The organism is Streptomyces sp. NPDC001822 (assembly GCF_042892135.1).
GTDB lineage: Bacteria > Actinomycetota > Actinomycetes > Streptomycetales > Streptomycetaceae > Streptomyces.
In genome coordinates this window covers 78,925-94,891 of record NZ_JBIATW010000002.1, presented here as the reverse complement: position 1 = coordinate 94,891, position 15,967 = coordinate 78,925, and the positions used below count along the sequence as shown (strand labels likewise).

At 72.1% G+C, this 15,967-nt stretch carries 18 protein-coding genes; 10 read left to right on the top strand and 8 right to left on the bottom strand.

Annotation, left to right across the window (positions count from 1 at the left end; translation table 11 throughout):
- The 5 genes from ACFYY2_RS04695 to ACFYY2_RS04675 form a co-directional block, all read right to left on the bottom strand.
- Positions 1 to 2,292 (bottom strand): MMPL family transporter, encoded by a 2,292-nt coding sequence (locus ACFYY2_RS04695; protein ID WP_388737026.1) that lies wholly within the window; start codon positions 2,290 to 2,292, stop codon positions 1 to 3.
- A 119-nt stretch (positions 2,293 to 2,411) separates the two neighbouring features.
- The gene (locus tag ACFYY2_RS04690) at positions 2,412 to 3,101 is read right to left on the bottom strand and encodes a copper homeostasis protein CutC (RefSeq protein ID WP_388737024.1); all 690 of its coding nucleotides are present in this window, start codon (positions 3,099 to 3,101) and stop codon (positions 2,412 to 2,414) included.
- Positions 3,102 to 3,297: 196 nt separating this feature from the next.
- Positions 3,298 to 4,158, bottom strand: coding sequence for a biotin-dependent carboxyltransferase family protein (locus ACFYY2_RS04685; protein WP_388737021.1), 861 nt, complete (start codon positions 4,156 to 4,158; stop codon positions 3,298 to 3,300).
- Positions 4,155 to 4,790: an allophanate hydrolase subunit 1 gene (locus ACFYY2_RS04680; protein ID WP_388738564.1), complete on the bottom strand. Its 636-nt coding sequence runs from the start codon at positions 4,788 to 4,790 to the stop codon at positions 4,155 to 4,157. The genes ACFYY2_RS04685 and ACFYY2_RS04680 overlap by 4 nt, the downstream gene beginning before the upstream one ends.
- 11 nt (positions 4,791 to 4,801) lie before the next feature.
- Positions 4,802 to 5,551: a LamB/YcsF family protein gene (locus ACFYY2_RS04675; RefSeq protein ID WP_388738562.1), complete on the bottom strand. Its 750-nt coding sequence runs from the start codon at positions 5,549 to 5,551 to the stop codon at positions 4,802 to 4,804.
- A 91-nt stretch (positions 5,552 to 5,642) separates the two neighbouring features.
- Here ACFYY2_RS04675 and ACFYY2_RS04670 point away from each other — a divergent pair, with 91 nt between their 5' ends.
- The gene (locus tag ACFYY2_RS04670; protein WP_388737018.1) at positions 5,643 to 6,287 is read left to right on the top strand and encodes a hypothetical protein; all 645 of its coding nucleotides are present in this window, start codon (positions 5,643 to 5,645) and stop codon (positions 6,285 to 6,287) included.
- Positions 6,288 to 6,385: 98 nt separating this feature from the next.
- Entirely contained in the window at positions 6,386 to 7,615 is a 1,230-nt protein-coding gene (locus tag ACFYY2_RS04665) for a Cmx/CmrA family chloramphenicol efflux MFS transporter (protein ID WP_388738560.1), read from the top strand.
- On the opposite strand, the gene ACFYY2_RS04660 is transcribed toward ACFYY2_RS04665, so the two are convergent.
- Both ACFYY2_RS04660 and ACFYY2_RS04655 read right to left on the bottom strand, forming a co-directional pair.
- Positions 7,566 to 7,838, bottom strand: coding sequence for a DUF4031 domain-containing protein (locus ACFYY2_RS04660; protein WP_388737016.1), 273 nt, complete (start codon positions 7,836 to 7,838; stop codon positions 7,566 to 7,568). The genes ACFYY2_RS04665 and ACFYY2_RS04660 overlap by 50 nt on opposite strands.
- Complete coding sequence (locus ACFYY2_RS04655; protein ID WP_329039749.1) at positions 7,835 to 8,203, bottom strand: hypothetical protein; 369 nt, start codon at positions 8,201 to 8,203, stop codon at positions 7,835 to 7,837. Before ACFYY2_RS04655 ends, ACFYY2_RS04660 begins: the two co-directional genes overlap by 4 nt.
- Before the next feature lie 100 nt (positions 8,204 to 8,303).
- Here ACFYY2_RS04655 and ACFYY2_RS04650 point away from each other — a divergent pair, with 100 nt between their 5' ends.
- The 8 genes from ACFYY2_RS04650 (at position 8,304) to ACFYY2_RS04615 (ending at position 15,364) form a co-directional block, all read left to right on the top strand.
- The gene (locus ACFYY2_RS04650) at positions 8,304 to 9,221 is read left to right on the top strand and encodes a MurR/RpiR family transcriptional regulator (RefSeq protein WP_388737014.1); all 918 of its coding nucleotides are present in this window, start codon (positions 8,304 to 8,306) and stop codon (positions 9,219 to 9,221) included.
- Positions 9,222 to 9,289: 68 nt separating this feature from the next.
- The gene (gene murQ / locus ACFYY2_RS04645) at positions 9,290 to 10,255 is read left to right on the top strand and encodes an N-acetylmuramic acid 6-phosphate etherase (protein ID WP_388737012.1); all 966 of its coding nucleotides are present in this window, start codon (positions 9,290 to 9,292) and stop codon (positions 10,253 to 10,255) included.
- A 36-nt stretch (positions 10,256 to 10,291) separates the two neighbouring features.
- Entirely contained in the window at positions 10,292 to 11,806 is a 1,515-nt protein-coding gene (locus tag ACFYY2_RS04640; protein ID WP_388737009.1) for a PTS transporter subunit EIIC, read from the top strand.
- Between the two features lie 136 nt (positions 11,807 to 11,942).
- Complete coding sequence (locus tag ACFYY2_RS04635; protein ID WP_327116081.1) at positions 11,943 to 12,113, top strand: hydrophobic protein; 171 nt, start codon at positions 11,943 to 11,945, stop codon at positions 12,111 to 12,113.
- Between the two features lie 190 nt (positions 12,114 to 12,303).
- Positions 12,304 to 12,657: a PRC-barrel domain-containing protein gene (locus ACFYY2_RS04630; RefSeq protein WP_388738557.1), complete on the top strand. Its 354-nt coding sequence runs from the start codon at positions 12,304 to 12,306 to the stop codon at positions 12,655 to 12,657.
- A 195-nt stretch (positions 12,658 to 12,852) separates the two neighbouring features.
- Entirely contained in the window at positions 12,853 to 13,971 is a 1,119-nt protein-coding gene (locus tag ACFYY2_RS04625) for a hypothetical protein (RefSeq protein ID WP_388737007.1), read from the top strand.
- An 86-nt stretch (positions 13,972 to 14,057) separates the two neighbouring features.
- A complete protein-coding gene (locus ACFYY2_RS04620; protein ID WP_388737004.1) occupies positions 14,058 to 14,405 on the top strand; it encodes a PadR family transcriptional regulator in 348 nt (115 codons plus the stop codon).
- On the top strand, positions 14,402 to 15,364 hold the full coding sequence (locus ACFYY2_RS04615; RefSeq protein ID WP_388737002.1) for a hypothetical protein: 963 nt from the start codon (positions 14,402 to 14,404) through the stop codon (positions 15,362 to 15,364). The genes ACFYY2_RS04620 and ACFYY2_RS04615 overlap by 4 nt, the downstream gene beginning before the upstream one ends.
- Positions 15,365 to 15,596: 232 nt before the next feature.
- Here ACFYY2_RS04615 and ACFYY2_RS04610 read toward each other — a convergent pair whose 3' ends face one another.
- Positions 15,597 to 15,956: a hypothetical protein gene (locus tag ACFYY2_RS04610; protein ID WP_388736999.1), complete on the bottom strand. Its 360-nt coding sequence runs from the start codon at positions 15,954 to 15,956 to the stop codon at positions 15,597 to 15,599.
- Between the last annotated feature and the right edge of the window lie 11 nt (positions 15,957 to 15,967).

Genomic DNA, 15,967 nt, shown 5'->3' with positions numbered 1-15,967 from the left:
TCACCCGGGGTGGGCGGCGGCGGGTTTCCGCTCCTCCGGTCCCTCCGGGTCGAGGTGCGGGAGGATCCGGTCCAGCCACCGCGGTGTCCACCAGGCGGCGCGTCCGAGCAGGGTCATCACGGCGGGCACGAGCAGCAGCCGTACGACGGTGGCGTCGATCAGGACGCTGGCGGCGAGCCCGAGCCCCAGCATCTTGACCACGATGTTGTCGCTGATGATGAAGGCCGCGAAGACGCTGACCATGATGAGCGCCGCGCACGTGATGACGCGCGCGGTGATCTCCAGGGCGTGCGCGACGCTCGCCTTGGGGTCCTTGGTGGCCAGCCACGCCTCGTGGATGCGTGACAGGAGGAAGATCTCGTAGTCCATGCTGAGGCCGAAGACGATGGCGAACATCATCATCGGCACGTAGCTCTCGATCGGGACCTTGCCCGAGACCCCCAGCGCGGGCCCGCCCCAGCCCCACTGGAAGACGGCCACCACGACGCCGTACGAGGCCGCGATCGACAGGACGTTGAGCAGTGCGGCCTTGACGGCGACCAGCACCCCCCGGAACACGGCCAGGATCACGAGGAACGCCAGCCCGACCACCACCGCGATGATCAGCGGCAGTCTGCTCGACACGATGTCCAGGAAGTCGACCTGGGCGGCCGTCGTCCCGGTCACGTAGGCGCTCGCGGCCGTGCCGGAGACCGCACTGGGCAGGACGTCGTCCTTGAGGTGGTTGTCCAGGCTCGTCGTCCGCTCGTCCTGCGGCGCCGCGACCGAATACGCGGTGGCCGTGAGGACGTCCCCGTCCGACGTCGCGGTGAGCGGGGTGATGAGGGCCGCGTTCGGCACCTTGGTCAGGGCCTGCTGGGCCTGGGTCTTCAGCGCGGACCGGTCGCTCTGCGACACCGAGCTCTGGTCGATGACGAGGGTCAGCGGCCCGTTCGAGCCGGGACCGAACGCCGATGACATGAGGTCGTAGGCCCGGCGGTCGGTGAAGGACTTCGGGTCGGCTCCGTCCCCGATGTGCCCGAGCTGGATGAACAGGAGCGGGAAGGCCAGGACGGCCAGCACGACGACACCGCCGGCCAGGAACCACCACGGCCTGCGCTCCACCCGTCGCGCGTACCGGTGCCAGGTGCCGTACGCGGTGTCGCCGGGGACGACCCGCGAGCCGCCGCCCGCGTCCGACGGGCCGCCCTCGACCTCGGCGATCGGGGTACGCACGTGGATCCGGTCGATGTGCCGGCCCACCAGTCCCAGGATCGCGGGCACCAGCGTGAGTGCCCCGAGCACGGCGGTGACGACGGTGACCGCGGCCGCGACGCCGAGCTTGCCGATGAAGCCGATGCCCGACACCCACAGGCCGCAGAGGGCGATGATCACGGTGCAGCCGGAGAGCAGCACGGCACGGCCGCTGGTCGCCGTGGCCGAACCGGCGGCGGCGACGGGGTCCGCGCCGTCCATGAGGTTCTGGCGGTGCCGGGTGACCAGGAACAGGGCGTAGTCGATGCCGACGCCGAGGCCGATCATCGTGGCGAGCGTCGGCGACACCGTCGCGAAGGTGGTGGCGGCGGCCAGCAGCGCCAGCAGACCCAGTCCGCAGATGACGCAGATCAGTGCGGTGACCAGCGGCAGCACCGCGGCCACCAGGCTGCCGAACCCGATGAGCAGCACCAGGATCGCCACGCCGAACCCGATGGCCTCGCTGACGCGGTCGTTCGCCGAGGGCCTGGCCAGTTCACCCAGCGAGCCGCCGTACTCGACCTCCGCACCGGCGGACCGCAGCGGCTTGACGGCCGAGTCCACCCCGTCGAGGTAGCCGGACCCGAGCGTGGAGGGCTGGACGCTGAACCGGACCGTGATGTACGCCGTCTTCCCGTCCGTGGAGAGCGGCCCCACGTTCGGGGTGCTGGTGCTGGTGCCGGCCGTCAGGGGGTTCGTCACGGACAGCACGTCCGGCAGCTTCTGAAGACTGCCGACGACCGTCGACATCTGGCTGCTCAGCGCGGTGAGCGAGCCGTCCGAGTCGTGCACCACCACGTTGCTGCTGTAGCCGCCGGCCGAGGGAGCGTGGGCCTGCAGCACGTCGAGACCGTCCTGCGACTGCGTACCGGAGATGGAGAAGTCGTCGGAGTAGTCACCCCCGTACGCGTGGTGCAGGACCTGGAGAGCGGCCAGCGCGGCCAGCCACAGGACGATGACGGTCACGAAGTGGCGGGCGCACCACGCACCGGTCCTGTGCAGCGTTCCCGGGCGGCGCTGCGCCGTGGCGGCGGCGCGGTCGGGCTGCGGCAATGGCATGTGGACTCCGCGCGGGGCTGGACCGGACACCTCAGGGAGTTCAGCATGGATCGGCCGCCCGCCCCCGGCACTCCAGGGTGGGGGGAACGGGTGACACCGGGCCGTCCGCCGGCCCTGCGTCAGGCGTCGAGCGCCTCGCGCCACTGCCGTACGGCTGCCGCGTCCACCGGACCGTCCCAGCCGCCCGGACGTGCCGCGCCCCCGATGTGGAAGGCCTCGACGCCCGCCTCCCGCAGCCGGGCCAGGTGGTCCAGGCGGAGGCCGCCGCCGACCATGATCTGCGGCTCGTAGCCGGGCAGGTCCGACCGGCCCGCCTCGGCCAGCAGGACGTCCATGCCCGCGTCGACCCCGCTCGGCGAGCCCGCCGTGAGGTAGGTGTCCAGGCCCGGGAGGTCCGCGAGGTGCTTGCGCAGGGCGTCACGGTCGGATGCCCGGTCGATGGCGCGGTGGAAGGTCCAGGAGCAGCCGTTCAGTTCGGCGACGATCCGCTCGACGGCCACCAGGTCGACGTGCCCGTCCTGGTCGAGGAAGCCCAGGACGAACTCCTCGGCACCCGCCGCCCGCATGGCGCGGGCCTTCTCCACCAGGACCCCGACATCACCGGCGGCGAATCCGTCGGCCGCCCTGAGCATGACCCGCAGCGGGATCCCGACGGCGGCCCTGATCGCCGTGAAGGTCTCCAGGGAGGGTGTGAGGCCGTCGGCCGCCATGTCGGTGACCAGTTCGAGACGGTCCGCACCACCCGCCTGCGCCGCGACCGCGTCCTCGGCGTCGAGGGCGATCACCTCCAGGACTGCACGGTTGCTCATGGTGTTCCATTCCCTCGGAGCGGCTACGGACTACAGGTCTAGTCCAATAACCAGACTACGGGTCAGCCACCCGGCCGCGCAGCTCCCCATGTGAACGCAAGCGTGAAGATACGCGAGACGGCGCCGGCATCCGCGGACCGGACGCGCCGCGGACCTCGCTGTCACGGGCCGGACGGTGCCCTCGCCGCCGTGCCCGTCAGGCGCGCACGAACCGCACCGGAGTCCCCGCGACCGCCTGCGCCGCTCCCGCCAGGGCCGCCTCCGCGACCACTCCGACGACCGGGTAACCGCCCGTCGTCGGATGGTCGTTGAGGAACACCACGGGCCGTCCGTCCGGCGGCACCTGGACGGCGCCCAGCACCATCCCCTCGCTGGGCAGTTCGCCGTCCCGCGCGCGCCGCAGGGCCGGGCCCTCCAGGCGCAGCCCGATGCGGTTCCCGCGCTCCGACACCCGGTAGGCCGCCGTGGTGAGCGTGCGCAGGGCCGGGCCCGTGAACCAGTCGTCGCGCGGGCCCGGGTGCAGCGGCAGGACCAGTTCGGCGGGCGCACCGGGCCAGGGCACGGTGTCGGCCGCCGGAGCGCCACCCGGGGAACCGAGCGGCAGGCGGTCGCCCTCGCGCAGGACGGGCGGCCCGAGCCCCGAGAGCAGGTCGGTCGACCTGCTGCCGAGGACGGGTTCGGGCACCAGCCCGCCGGCGAACGCCAGGTAGGCACGCAGCCCGTGGAGCGCCGGCCCGGCCTCCAGCACCGCACCGGCGGGCACGCGGACCGGCGCGCCCCACGCGACGGGGCGTCCGTCCACGGTGACCGCGCAGCCCGCGCCGCCGACGACGGCGAGCACCGACCGCACACCGGACGGCCGGACCGCGCACCCCGTGAGCGTGGTCTCCAGCACCGCCGCGCCGGGGGTGTTGCCGACGAGCCTGTTGGCCAGCCGCGCGGACGGCCCGTCCAGTGCTCCGGCCCGGGGCACTCCGAGGTGCGCCCAGCCGGTACGGCCCTCGTCCTGCACCGTCGTCAGCGCACCGGCCCGCACCACGTCCAGCCCCGCGCTCATCCGCGCGCCCCGGCGGCCACGAAGCGCACCCGGGTCCCGGGCCCGAGCAGCGCCGCCGGTTCGCGCCCCGGGTCCCACAGGGCCTCCGGTCCGGGCATCCGGCCGATGAGCTGCCAGCCGCCGGGCGACGGGCGCGGATAGACCCCGGTGTACGGACCGGCGAGGGCCAGGGACCCGGCCGGCACCCGGGTGCGGGGCGTGGCTCGGCGCGGGACGGCCAGGTGTCCGGGCAGGCCCGTGAGGTATCCGAAGCCGGGCGCGAAGCCGCAGAAGGCGACCCGGAAATCCGTACCGGCGTGGATGCGCGGCACCTCCCCGACGGCCACGCCCCACGCCTCGGCCACGTCGGCGAGGTCGGGGCCGTCGTAGACGACGGGTATCTCGACGGCCCCGGCCGCGCTCCGGGGTGCCGGTGGCACGGTCCACGAGCGCAGCCGCCCGGCCAGGAGCGGGTCGTCGACCCCGTCCAGGAGCACGGTCCGCGCGCCGGGCACGATCTCGCGCACCGGGGGGAGCTCTCCGGCGGCCCGGCGGCGCAGCAGTTCCGCGTGGAAGGCCTCCGCCTCCTCGCCGGAGGCGAGTTCCACGAGCAGGGCTCGGGGGCCGGCGGCCAGCACCCGTACGCCGCTCACGGGTACGCCGCTCACGCGAAGGCCCGGACGGGGACGCCCGCCTCTTCCAGCGCCGTCCTGACCCGCCGGGCGAGCGCCGCGGCTCCGGGGGTGTCCCCGTGCACGCACAGCGAGCGGGCGGCGACCGTGACGCGGCTGCCGTCCGCCCCGGTGACGGCCCGCTCCACGGCCATGCCGACGCTCCGGCGCACGACCTCGTCCGCGTCGTGCACCACGGCGCCCGCCTCACCGCGCGGGACGAGCGTGCCCTGCGGGGTGTACGCCCGGTCGGCGAAGGCCTCGGGGACAGGGGTCAGACCCGCCTCCCCGGCGTGCGCGAGCAACCGCGAGCCGGGCAGCCCGAGCACCGCCGGGGACCCGCCCGCGAGCACCACTCCCGCGACGACGGCGGCGGCCTGGGTGTCGTCCCGGACGACGCGGTTGTAGAGGGCCCCGTGCGGTTTGACGTAGGACACCGAGGAACCGGCCGCTTCCGCGAAGACCCGCAGAGCCCCTATCTGGTAGGCGATCTCGGCGGTGAGCTCGTCCGCGGGCACGTCCATGGCACGCCGTCCGAATCCGGCCAGGTCGCGGTAGGAGACCTGGGCGCCGATGCGCACGCCCCGCTCGGCAGCCGTCTCGCAGACCCGGCGCATCACGGACGCGTCGCCCGCGTGGAAGCCGCAGGCGACGTTGGCACTGGTGACACACGTCAGCAGCGCCTCGTCCTCGGTGAGCGTCCAGCGGCCGAAGCCCTCGCCCAGGTCCGCGTTGAGGTCGATGGGGCTCGTGGGTTGCGCCCGTTCCGTCACGGCCGCACGTTAGCGACCGGCCGCCCCGCGCGACAAGACCGGGCCGCTCTACAGTCGCCGTATGACCGACGCCACCGCGCTCCGCACCCGCTGGCAGGACGCCCTCGTCGCCGCCCGGGGCGCCGCTCCCGGCCCCGACCCCCTGCCGTACGCCGACAACCTCCTGGGCCGCTGGGCGGAGCCCCAGCGGCGCTACCACACCACCGCACACCTGACGCAGGTCCTGGACCGGGTCGACGCCCTGGCCGGTCACGCCGCCGACCCGGACCTGGTGCGCCTGGCCGTCTGGTTCCACGACGCGGTCTACCGGCCCGACCGCTCCGAGAACGAGGAACGCAGCGCGGCCCTCGCGGAACGCGCCCTGGCCGAGGCCGGCCTCCCGGACGCGGCCACGGCGGAGGTCGCCCGGCTGGTCCGGCTCACGGTCACCCACGACCCCGCCCCGGACGACACGAACGGCGAGGCGCTGTGCGACGCGGACCTCGCGATCCTGGCGGCGGCCCCCAAGGAGTACGCGGCGTACGCGGCCCAGGTCCGGGAGGAGTACGGCTTCGTCCCCGACGAGGCGTTCCGCGAGGGGCGGGCCGCCGTCCTGCGGCAGCTCCTGGGGCTGCCCCGGCTGTTCCGCACCCCGCTGGGATCGGCGGAGTGGGAGCCGAGGGCGCGGCAGAACCTGACGACCGAGCTGGAGCTGCTCACCCGGTGAGGCGGCGGGCCCTGCCCACCCACTGAGACGGGGGAATGCCGGGGACGAGGACACTGTTGGCCACTGTCATGCCCGACTCCGCCTCCAGCCGTCCCCGCATGCCCATGGCCGTCTACATCCTCGGCCTCTCGGTGTTCGCTCTCGGCACCAGCGAGTTCATGCTGTCAGGGCTGCTGCCACCCATCGCCGACGATCTGAACGTGTCGATCCCGAAGGCCGGACTCCTCATATCCGCGTTCGCGATCGGCATGGTGGTGGGCGCCCCGCTGCTGGCGGTCGCCACGCTGCGACTGCCGCGCCGCACGACCCTCGTCGCGCTCATCTCGGTCTTCGGACTGGGCCAGATCGCGGGCGCCCTGGCACCGACCTACGAGGTGCTGTTCGTCTCCCGGGTGGTGAGCGCGCTGGCGTGCGCCGGTTTCTGGGCGGTGGGCGCGGCGGTGGCGATCGCAATGGTGCCGGTGAACGCGCGGGCCAGGGCCATGGCGGTGATGATCGGCGGGATATCGATCGCCAACGTGCTGGGTGTGCCGCTGGGCGCGTTCCTCGGGGAGGGCCTCGGCTGGCGGTCGGCGTTCTGGGCGGTGGGCGCCGCGTCCGCCGTCGCCCTGGCCGGTGTCGTCACCCGCATCCCGCGCATTCCGCTGCCGGACGAGAAGCCGCAGCTCAGGCGTGAGGTCGCGATCTACCGGGACCGTCAGGTCTGGCTGTCGATCGTGATCACGGCCCTCGCGGCGGGCGGCGTGTTCTGCGCGTTCAGCTATCTCGCGCCGCTCCTGACGGATGTGGCGGGGCTCGGTTCGGGCTGGGTGCCGTGGGTGCTCGCCCTGTTCGGCATCGGCGCTGTGATCGGTACGACGATCGGCGGCCGCGTCGCGGACGCCCACCTCTTCGGGGTGCTCCTGAGCGGGATCACCGCCTCGACGGTCTTCCTGGTGGCGCTCGCCCTGTTCGCCTCGAACCAGGTCGCCGTGGTCGTCCTGGCGTTCCTGCTGGGCCTCTCGGCGTTCTACACGGCCCCGGCGCTCAACGCCCGGATGTTCAACGTGGCCGGCGTCGCACCCACGCTGGCCGGGGCGACGACCACGGCGGCGTTCAACCTGGGCAACACGAGCGGGCCCTGGCTGGGCGGCACGGTGATCGACGCCGACTTCGGCTTCCGCGCCACGGCCTGGGCGGGCGCCGCGATGCTGGTGGCCGGCCTGGTGGCCGTGGTGGTCTCGATGCGGCTCCACAGCGGCAGGCCCTCCAAGCGGATCGCGGGCGCACCGGCGCACGTCAGCCCGGAGCAGGCCGCCCCTTCGGCCTCCGCAGGCCCGCTTCGGTGATCCGGCGCACGATCTCCTTCGACCCGACCTCGCGCGCCCCGGCGCGCACCGCGTCCGCGTAACGCGCCTCCGGCACGTCGTAGTGGTCGCGCTCGAACGCGCGCGGCGGGCAGCCGATCGCCGCGGCGAACGCGTGCAGCTCCTCGAACGCCACGTCGCTGACGAGGTGCGACCACATCTTCCCGTGCCCCGGCCAGGTCGGCGGATCGATGTAGACCGTCACCGGCCGAGCACCCCGGCGAGTCTGCCCACCGGCGCGACGGACACGGTCGCCTTCGTGCAGACCCAGTGCGGATCGGGGCCGAGTTCGGGCTCGACGTCCAGGGCGTGCGGGGCCTCCCCCGTGCAGACCGGGCACAACGGCCAGCGGCCGTACTCCTCCAGGAGCGCGTCCTGGACGTCCTGGGCCACCAGTCCGGTGACGAAGGACGCTCCCTCGGGCCACTGCTCCACCCACCAGCGCCGGTGGGTCACCGCGTCCTCGACCATCGAGACCATCTGCGCCTCGGCGACGTCACCGGCCACCAGATCGGCCATCACGAGCGCACGCGCGGTGTGCAGCTCCTGCTCCAGGCTGTTCAACTCCATGCACCCATTGTCCCCTGCCGCGCAAACCCGGCCTTGATCCTTCCGGAGCGGGGACAAAAGGGGGGTTGACGGGATTCCGTCGTGAAAATATCTTTCAAATGTGACCCATGACGTGAAGGAAAGTTTCACCGGCGATTCACCGCCCGCACCAGCGGCCCTCGCGGCCAAGGTGCGGACCCTCGCCCCGTCCATGACCCGTTCCATGCAGCGGGTCGCCGAAGCCGTCGCGGGGGACCCCGCCGGGTGCGCCGCCCTCACCGTCACCGGTCTCGCCGAGCTCACCGGCACCAGTGAGGCCACGGTCGTCCGCACGGCCCGTCTCCTCGGCTACCCCGGATACCGGGACCTGCGCCTGGCCCTCGCCGGACTCGCCGCGCACCAGCTGTCCGGCCGGGCGCCCGCCGTCACCGCCGACATCACGGTCGACGACCCCATCGCGGACGTCGTCACGAAGCTCGCCTACGACGAGCAGCAGACGCTCGCGGACACGGCGGCCGGTCTCGACACCGTGCAGCTCGGTGCGGCCGTCGCCGCCGCCGCGACGGCCCGCCGCATCGACATCTACGGCATCGGGGCGTCCTCGCTCGTCGGCCAGGACCTCGCCCAGAAGCTGCTGCGCATCGGTCTGATAGCCCACGCCCACATGGACCCGCACCTCGCCGTGACCAACGCGGTGCAGCTCCGCTCCGGCGACGTGGCCATCGCGATCACGCACTCCGGATCCACGGGTGACGTCATCGAGCCGCTCCGCGTGGCCTTCGACCGCGGTGCGACCACGATCGCGATCACCGGCCGTCCGGACGGCCCCGTCTCGCAGTACGCCGACCACGTGCTGACCACCTCCACGGCCCGTGAGAGCGAGCTGCGGCCCGCCGCCATGTCGAGCCGCACGAGCCAGCTGCTGGTCGTCGACTGCCTGTTCATAGGCGTCGCCCAGCGCACCTACGAGACGGCCGCGCCCGCGCTGTCCGCCTCCTACGAGGCGCTCGCCCACCGGCACACCCCGCGCAGCCGCTGACCCGGCCGGCACCCGCACCCGCACCCGCACCCGCAGAACCGTATGGACGAGAAAGCAGAGCGCTGTTCATGACCTCCACCACCGACGCCAACACCGATGCCGCCGCCGACGGCTACGGCGAGCTGCGCGCCCAGCTCGCCACCCTCACCACCGAGGCCTTCCGCCCGGAACTCGCCGAGATCGACCGGCTCCCAACGGAGGAGATAGCCCGCATCATGAACGGCGAGGACACCACCGTCCCCGCCGCGGTCGCCGAGAAGCTCCCGCAGATCGCCGCCGCGATCGACGCCGCCGCCGAGCGCATGGGCCGCGGCGGGCGGCTGATCTACGCGGGCGCCGGTACCGCGGGCCGCCTCGGGGTGCTCGACGCCAGCGAGTGCCCGCCCACCTTCAACACCGACCCCTCCGAGGTCGTCGGCCTGATCGCGGGCGGCCCCACCGCCATGGTCAAGGCCGTCGAGGGCGCCGAGGACAGCAAGGAACTGGCCGCCGCCGACCTCGACGCGCTGGGCCTCACCGCCGACGACACGGTGGTCGGCATCTCCGCGTCCGGCCGCACGCCGTACGCCATCGGCGCCGTCGAGCACGCCCGCGGGAAGGGCGCGCTCACCCTCGGCCTCTCCTGCAACGCGGACTCGGCGCTCGCCGCGGCCGCGGAGCACGGCCTGGAGATCGTCGTCGGACCCGAGCTGCTCACGGGCTCCACGCGCCTCAAGGCGGGCACCGCGCAGAAGCTCGTCCTCAACATGCTCTCGACGATCACGATGATCCGGCTCGGCAAGACGTACGGAAACCTGATGGTCGACGTGCGCGCGTCGAACGAGAAGCTCCGCGCCCGCTCCCGCCGGATCGTCTCCCTCGCCACCGGCGCCTCCGACGAGGAGATCGAGACGGCACTCGCCGCCACCGGCGGCGAGGTGAAGAACGCCATCCTCACCATCCTCGGCGCAGTCGACGGACCCACCGCCGCCACGCTGCTGGCCGAGTCGGACGGCCACCTCCGCGCCGCCCTCGCGGCCGTCCGCACCACCTGACGCACCACTTCCCCGCACAGCAAGGCACCACGCACCATGACTGCTGAAGACAAGAACCGCGCCACTGCCGCCGCGATCCTGCCGCTCGTCGGTGGCCCCGCGAACGTCAGCTCGATCGCCCACTGCATGACCCGGCTCCGGCTGGGCCTGCACGACCGTTCCCTCGTCGACGACGAAGCCCTCAAGGCGGTCCCCGCCGTCATGGGCGTGGTCGAGGACGACACCTACCAGATCGTCCTGGGCCCGGGCACCGTCGCCCGGGTCACACCGGAGTTCGAGCAGCTGGTCGAGGAGGGCCGCGCCTCCGAGGCCCCGGCCGTCCACACGGCCGAGGAACTGGCGGACAAGGGCGCGGCGCTCAAGGCCCAGCAGAAGGCCAGGAACGCCACGCCGTTCAAGATGTTCCTGCGCAGGATCGCGAACATCTTCGTGCCGCTGATCCCCGCGCTCATCGGCTGCGGCATCATCGCCGGGCTCAACGGCCTTCTGGTGAACCTCGGCTGGCTGCCGTCCGTCACCCCCGCCCTGGCGGCGATGGCCTCCGGTTTCATGGCGCTGATCGCGGTCTTCGTCGGCTACAACACGGCGAAGGAGTTCGGCGGCACGCCGATCCTCGGCGGCGCGGTCGCGGCGATCATCGTCTTCCCCGGTGTCGCGAACATCCACGCCTTCGGCCAGACGCTCTCCCCCGGCCAGGGCGGCGTCCTGGGCGCGCTGGGTGCGGCGGTCCTCGCGGTGTACGTCGAGAAGTGGTGCCGCCGCTGGGTGCCGGAAGCCCTGGACGTCCTGGTCACCCCGACGCTCACGGTGCTGATCTCCGGCCTCGTCACGATCTTCGGCCTGATGTACGTCGCCGGTGAGGTGTCGAGCGCCATCGGTACGTTCGCCGACTGGCTGCTCTCCACCGGCGGCGCCGGCGCGGGCTTCCTGCTGGGCGGCCTCTTCCTGCCGCTGGTGATGCTGGGCCTGCACCAGGCCCTGATCCCGATCCACACCACGCTGATCGAGCAGCAGGGCTTCACGGTGCTGCTCCCGATTCTTGCGATGGCCGGGGCCGGCCAGGTCGGCGCGGCTGCCGCGGTCTACCTCCGCCTCCCCCGCAACGAGTCGATCCGCAGGACCATCAAGTCCGCCCTCCCGGCAGGGCTGCTGGGCGTCGGCGAGCCACTGATCTACGGCGTCTCCCTGCCCCTGGGCCGCCCGTTCATCACGGCGTGTGTCGGCGGCGCGTTCGGCGGCGGCTTCGTGGGCCTGTTCAACCAGCTCGGCGACTCCGTCGGCTCCACCGCCATCGGCCCGTCCGGCTGGGCGCTGTTCCCCCTCCTGGACGGCAACCACGGGCTCGGTTCCACGATCGCGATCTACGCGGGCGGCCTGCTGGTCGGCTATGTCGCGGGCTTCGTGGCGACGTACTTCTTCGGCTTCAGCGCGGCCCTGCTCGCGGAGTTCAACGTCTCCCGGGAACCGGCCGCGTCGACCGTCGCCGCCACCGGCAAGGGCACGGCGACCGGTGCGGGCGACAACCCCGCGAAGGAACCCGCCGGAGTCTGAGCGCCCCTCCGCCGAGGCCCGACGGGGGTGCGCTCGCCCCCGATGCCCACGAGAAGTGCCGAGGATTCTTTCCGTACGAACATCTGTGTGTAGGCAATGGATTGCCGGGCACCTGATGCTTCGGAGGTTGATAACAATGGTTCCCCTGCTTCTCGTTCTTCTTCTCGCCCTGATCCTTTTCGGTGCCGGTTTCGCACTCAAGGCACTCTGGTGGATCGCGGTGATCGTACTTGTGGTGTGGCTCGTCGGATTCTTTGTCCGACCGGCTTCCGGCGGCGGCAAGCGTGGCCGCTGGTACCGCTGGTAGACGCCCTCTACCAGCACTGACGCGGGTGGCGCGGGACCTTCTGGTCCCGCGCCACCCGCGTCTTTCCGTGCGCTCCGCACATTCGATGTGTGGACCGGGAAAGTGCGGGCAGCCGATATGTCGAGCGGCACTCATCCTCATTTCGATGAGATATGCCGCGCCGGACGAACCGTCGAGGAAGGAGCCGATGATGAGCGACAACCTGTGGGGCTACCAGCCTTCTACCGGGCACACCGCGGGCGCCGACCTGACCGGATACTCGGTCGAGGCGACGGACGGGAGCATCGGGAAGGTCGACAAGCACTCCGACGAGGTGGGTTCCGCCTATCTGGTCGTCGACACCGGTGTCTGGATCTTCGGCAAGGACGTCCTGCTTCCGGCAGGCACCGTCAAGGGCATCGACACGGAACACCGCACGGTATTCGTCGACCTGACCAAGGACCAGATCAAGGACTCCCCCGAGTTCGACAAGCACAAGCACGCGGGCGATCCCGGCTATCACGCCCAGATCGGCGGCTACTACGACAGCTACCGGATCATGTGATCCCCGCGCTTCCGCGATCAGAGGCGGGGCCGGCTCCTCGACGGAGCCGGCCCCGCTGTTCGTGCGCGCCGGGTTCCGGTTCGCCTTCCGGTACAGACGGACCGTGCGCCGATCGACGCTCCGGCCCCACCGAAAACTGATTGGCCGGGGGCTCCGGAGCTGGGACGATTCCTCCGTTTCCCAACAGGAGGACATTTGTTCGTCTTCGTCTGCGAGGCATGCGGTGCCGAGCTGACCACGCCCCTGTCCCAGGTCACCCTGCCGGACCACGCCCACCAGAAGTACGGGAGCGGGGTTCAACTCCCCGGACTCATGGAGTCGGGAACCTTCGCCGTCGCCCCGGAGCCGTCGGGGCCACCGTGGCGGAGGTGGAAGGAGATACCTCCGGGCGAGGCGGCGGGCCGGGGAATCCACGCACCGGTCCCCACCCTGTCCTACGGCGCCCCGGGCGCGGTCGTCATCGCGCCGGGCGACGCCCGCGGCACGATCCTGATCCCGGAGGACAACGCATCGGGCTGTTGCGGCACCGTCGGCGCCGACGGCCCCAACGTGGTGTGCGCGGAATGCTCCCTGCCCGTGGCGAGCCGTATCGACGACTGCTCCATCTGGCAGGCGCTGTGGCTCGCGCCCGGCGCCGTGCGCCGTCTCCACGTCCGCGGCACCGACATCACACCACGCTCCTGGGCGGACCTGCTGACGGAGGGGAAGCGAACACCACCGTTCGCGCCGATCACCACGTGGGGATCGCGAAGCGGGTCGGCTCATTGGCAGAACTACTGGTGGTCCTGGAACCCGCAGTGGGAGGCTGCGGGCGGCCGGGCCCTCGCCCACCTGCTGGCAGCCTCGGACGGTCAGCCGGTGACCGTCCCGGACGGCCTGGCCAAAGAGCTGTTCCAACGCTCACTCGACGCCCTGCTGCCCGGCGGCGCACCGGCGCGACGCGCGGCCCTCGCCGGACCGGGAGCGCCTGCTCCCGACGCGGACGCCCGCATCCTCCTCGTGCCGTCCCACCCGCAGACGGGCGAGCTGTGGGCCCCTGCCGAACACCCGGCGGCACATCTGGTGCCACTGCCGCTAGGGGTGTGGCTGTGGCTGGTCTCCCCCGAACGGAGCCTGCCCGTGCCCGCGTCGGGTGGCCTGCCGGAGGGTGTCCTCCGCGACGATTTCGACGCGGCACCGCACCCAGGTGTGCTGTTCCGGGCCGATCCGGACGCCCTCCGTCACACGCTGGCGCGACTGCCGGCCGTCCGCAGGCCGTGGCTGCGCGCCATCTTCGACGACATCCCGCAGTACGAGCGCGCCGGTTACTTCTAGCAGGCACTGTTTCTCGGGTCATGTTCCGAAGCCGGCCTGCACATCGGCTCACTTCATATGCCGTTGAACGGTATATGGTGTCGACCATGTCTGAACGTCCCATGCAGGAGCCGACGTTGCTCCTGCTCACCGCGCTCGCCGATGCACCCCGGCATGGATATGCCCTGATCCAGGAGGTCGCCGCGATATCGGCCGGCAGGGTCCGCCTCCGAGCGGGCACGCTCTACGGTGCACTCGACCGCTTGCTGGGGCAGGGGGTCATCCGCGTCGAACGCGAAGAGGTCGTCGACAGCAGGCTCCGTCGCACCTACGCACTCACCGACGACGGGTACACCCTGCTCGCCGCAGAAGCGGACCGCCTGCGGACGACCGCACGCGAGGCGGAGCGACGTATGGTGCTGGGTCGTCCGACGCCGGACGGAGCCCGGGCGTGACGAACCGAAGTGCAACGAACCCGCGCAGCGCCACACCCTCCCTGCACCGGGCGGTCCGGCTGTATCCGGCGGCCTACCGTGACGAGCACGGCGCGGCGATCACGGCGACCTTGGCGGACATCGCCGAGGACGGACGGGGAAGCGGTGTCATGCGTGAGACTGCTGCTGTTGCCGGGCACGCCCTGCGGATGCGCGTGGGCCTGGACTCCGCCCGCCCCGCCGGCCGGGCGCTGGCCGGACTGGTGCCGTACGCCGTAGCCATCGCTACTGCCCTGTCGGCCGCCCTTTTGACCGTATGGCCACTGGAGCCGATGGCCCGAGACGGCGAGCGTACCTACACGCCACTGGCCTACGCTCCGTGGCTCTTGGTGCTCGGCTGTCTCCTCGCGGGCCGCTGGGCGTGGGCCCGGGCCGGTGCGGCCGCAGCTCTGACCGGCGCCGCACTGTCGATTCCGATCGCGTACTGGACGGGAGGTGCGGCCGGGCTGTCACAGAATCTGGCGACCGTCCTCGGTCTCGCGGTGGCCGCCGTCCTGGTGATCGCCAGCCCGCCGGACCTGCCGCCGGTCGGTTCACGCGCCCGCCGCGACGCCGCATTGACGGCGTTGGCCGTCGGAGTCCCCCTGGTGGTCGGCTCGGTCACGGTCTTCCAGGCGTTGACCGGTCCGGGCGGGACGGAGTCGGCCCGCCCGGATCCCATACGCTTGTTCCTGCTGTTCGCTCCTCTTGCGCTGGCACTCCCGACCGCCTTCGGTGTGGCCCGAGTGCGCTACGGGGCGCTCGCCGCTGCCGCACTGGTCGGAGTCCCTTCCGCACTGCTGTACCAGCACAATCTGCTCGCAGAAGTTCCGTATGCATCCGGCCAGTTGCTGGCTCAGGTCGCGGTCCTGACGGGAGTCGCCGCCCTTGCCGTGCGATGCGCCGCACGACTGCGGCCCGCCCGGCGCCAGATCTCGTGATGCCCGCAACGTGACACCACCTGACGAGCTCCGACGGCAGCCCGCAGACGAGGAGCGGGGCCTGATGGACACGTTGCCGGCCCGCACGGGGCGTCCGCGTGCCGCCCGGAGGTCCACCGGGCGGCAGCACAGGTCAACCGAAGTCAGGCCAACGCAGCGTCGTCGTGGCCACGAACCGGTCGGCAGCAGACTTCGGCAGACACATCATCAGATGGACTCGCTGACGGGGACCTCAGTAGGCCCACGGCGTGCAGTTCCAGCTCACGCCTTCCTGGGCCGCGGACGGGACGCAGACCTGAATCCTCCAGACGTCCTTGCTCAGGTTGGCGCTGGCGCTCTGCCCCTTGCCCCAGACGTTGAGCTGGCCCGTCGAGTTGTCGTAGAACTGGTACGTGAGGCGGGCCTGGTCGTTCTCGCCGCTGTAGGCCCAGACCCAAGCCTGAGCGCCGTTACCGGGGTTGTTGTCGGACTGACCCCGAGCACCCCAGACGGTGCCCGTCGATGCGGCGGCGGCCGGCGAGGCCGCAACCCCCAGTCCGACGGCGGCGACGGCCGCAACGGTGATCGCGGACCTGGCGATGGTCTTCAGCATTCTGTTCAACT

Coding starts and splice junctions, on each gene's coding strand:
- ACFYY2_RS04670 (WP_388737018.1), top strand. CDS start 5,643: ATGACCGACGCCACCGCGCTCCGCACCCGCTGGCAGGACGCCCTCGTC.
- ACFYY2_RS04685 (WP_388737021.1), bottom strand. CDS start 4,158: ATGAGCGCGGGGCTGGACGTGGTGCGGGCCGGTGCGCTGACGACGGTG.
- ACFYY2_RS04610 (WP_388736999.1), bottom strand. CDS start 15,956: ATGCTGAAGACCATCGCCAGGTCCGCGATCACCGTTGCGGCCGTCGCC.
- ACFYY2_RS04640 (WP_388737009.1), top strand. CDS start 10,292: ATGACTGCTGAAGACAAGAACCGCGCCACTGCCGCCGCGATCCTGCCG.
- ACFYY2_RS04690 (WP_388737024.1), bottom strand. CDS start 3,101: ATGAGCAACCGTGCAGTCCTGGAGGTGATCGCCCTCGACGCCGAGGAC.
- ACFYY2_RS04630 (WP_388738557.1), top strand. CDS start 12,304: ATGAGCGACAACCTGTGGGGCTACCAGCCTTCTACCGGGCACACCGCG.
- ACFYY2_RS04695 (WP_388737026.1), bottom strand. CDS start 2,292: ATGCCATTGCCGCAGCCCGACCGCGCCGCCGCCACGGCGCAGCGCCGC.
- ACFYY2_RS04635 (WP_327116081.1), top strand. CDS start 11,943: ATGGTTCCCCTGCTTCTCGTTCTTCTTCTCGCCCTGATCCTTTTCGGT.
- ACFYY2_RS04620 (WP_388737004.1), top strand. CDS start 14,058: ATGTCTGAACGTCCCATGCAGGAGCCGACGTTGCTCCTGCTCACCGCG.
- ACFYY2_RS04655 (WP_329039749.1), bottom strand. CDS start 8,203: ATGGAGTTGAACAGCCTGGAGCAGGAGCTGCACACCGCGCGTGCGCTC.
- murQ (WP_388737012.1), top strand. CDS start 9,290: ATGACCTCCACCACCGACGCCAACACCGATGCCGCCGCCGACGGCTAC.
- ACFYY2_RS04665 (WP_388738560.1), top strand. CDS start 6,386: ATGCCCATGGCCGTCTACATCCTCGGCCTCTCGGTGTTCGCTCTCGGC.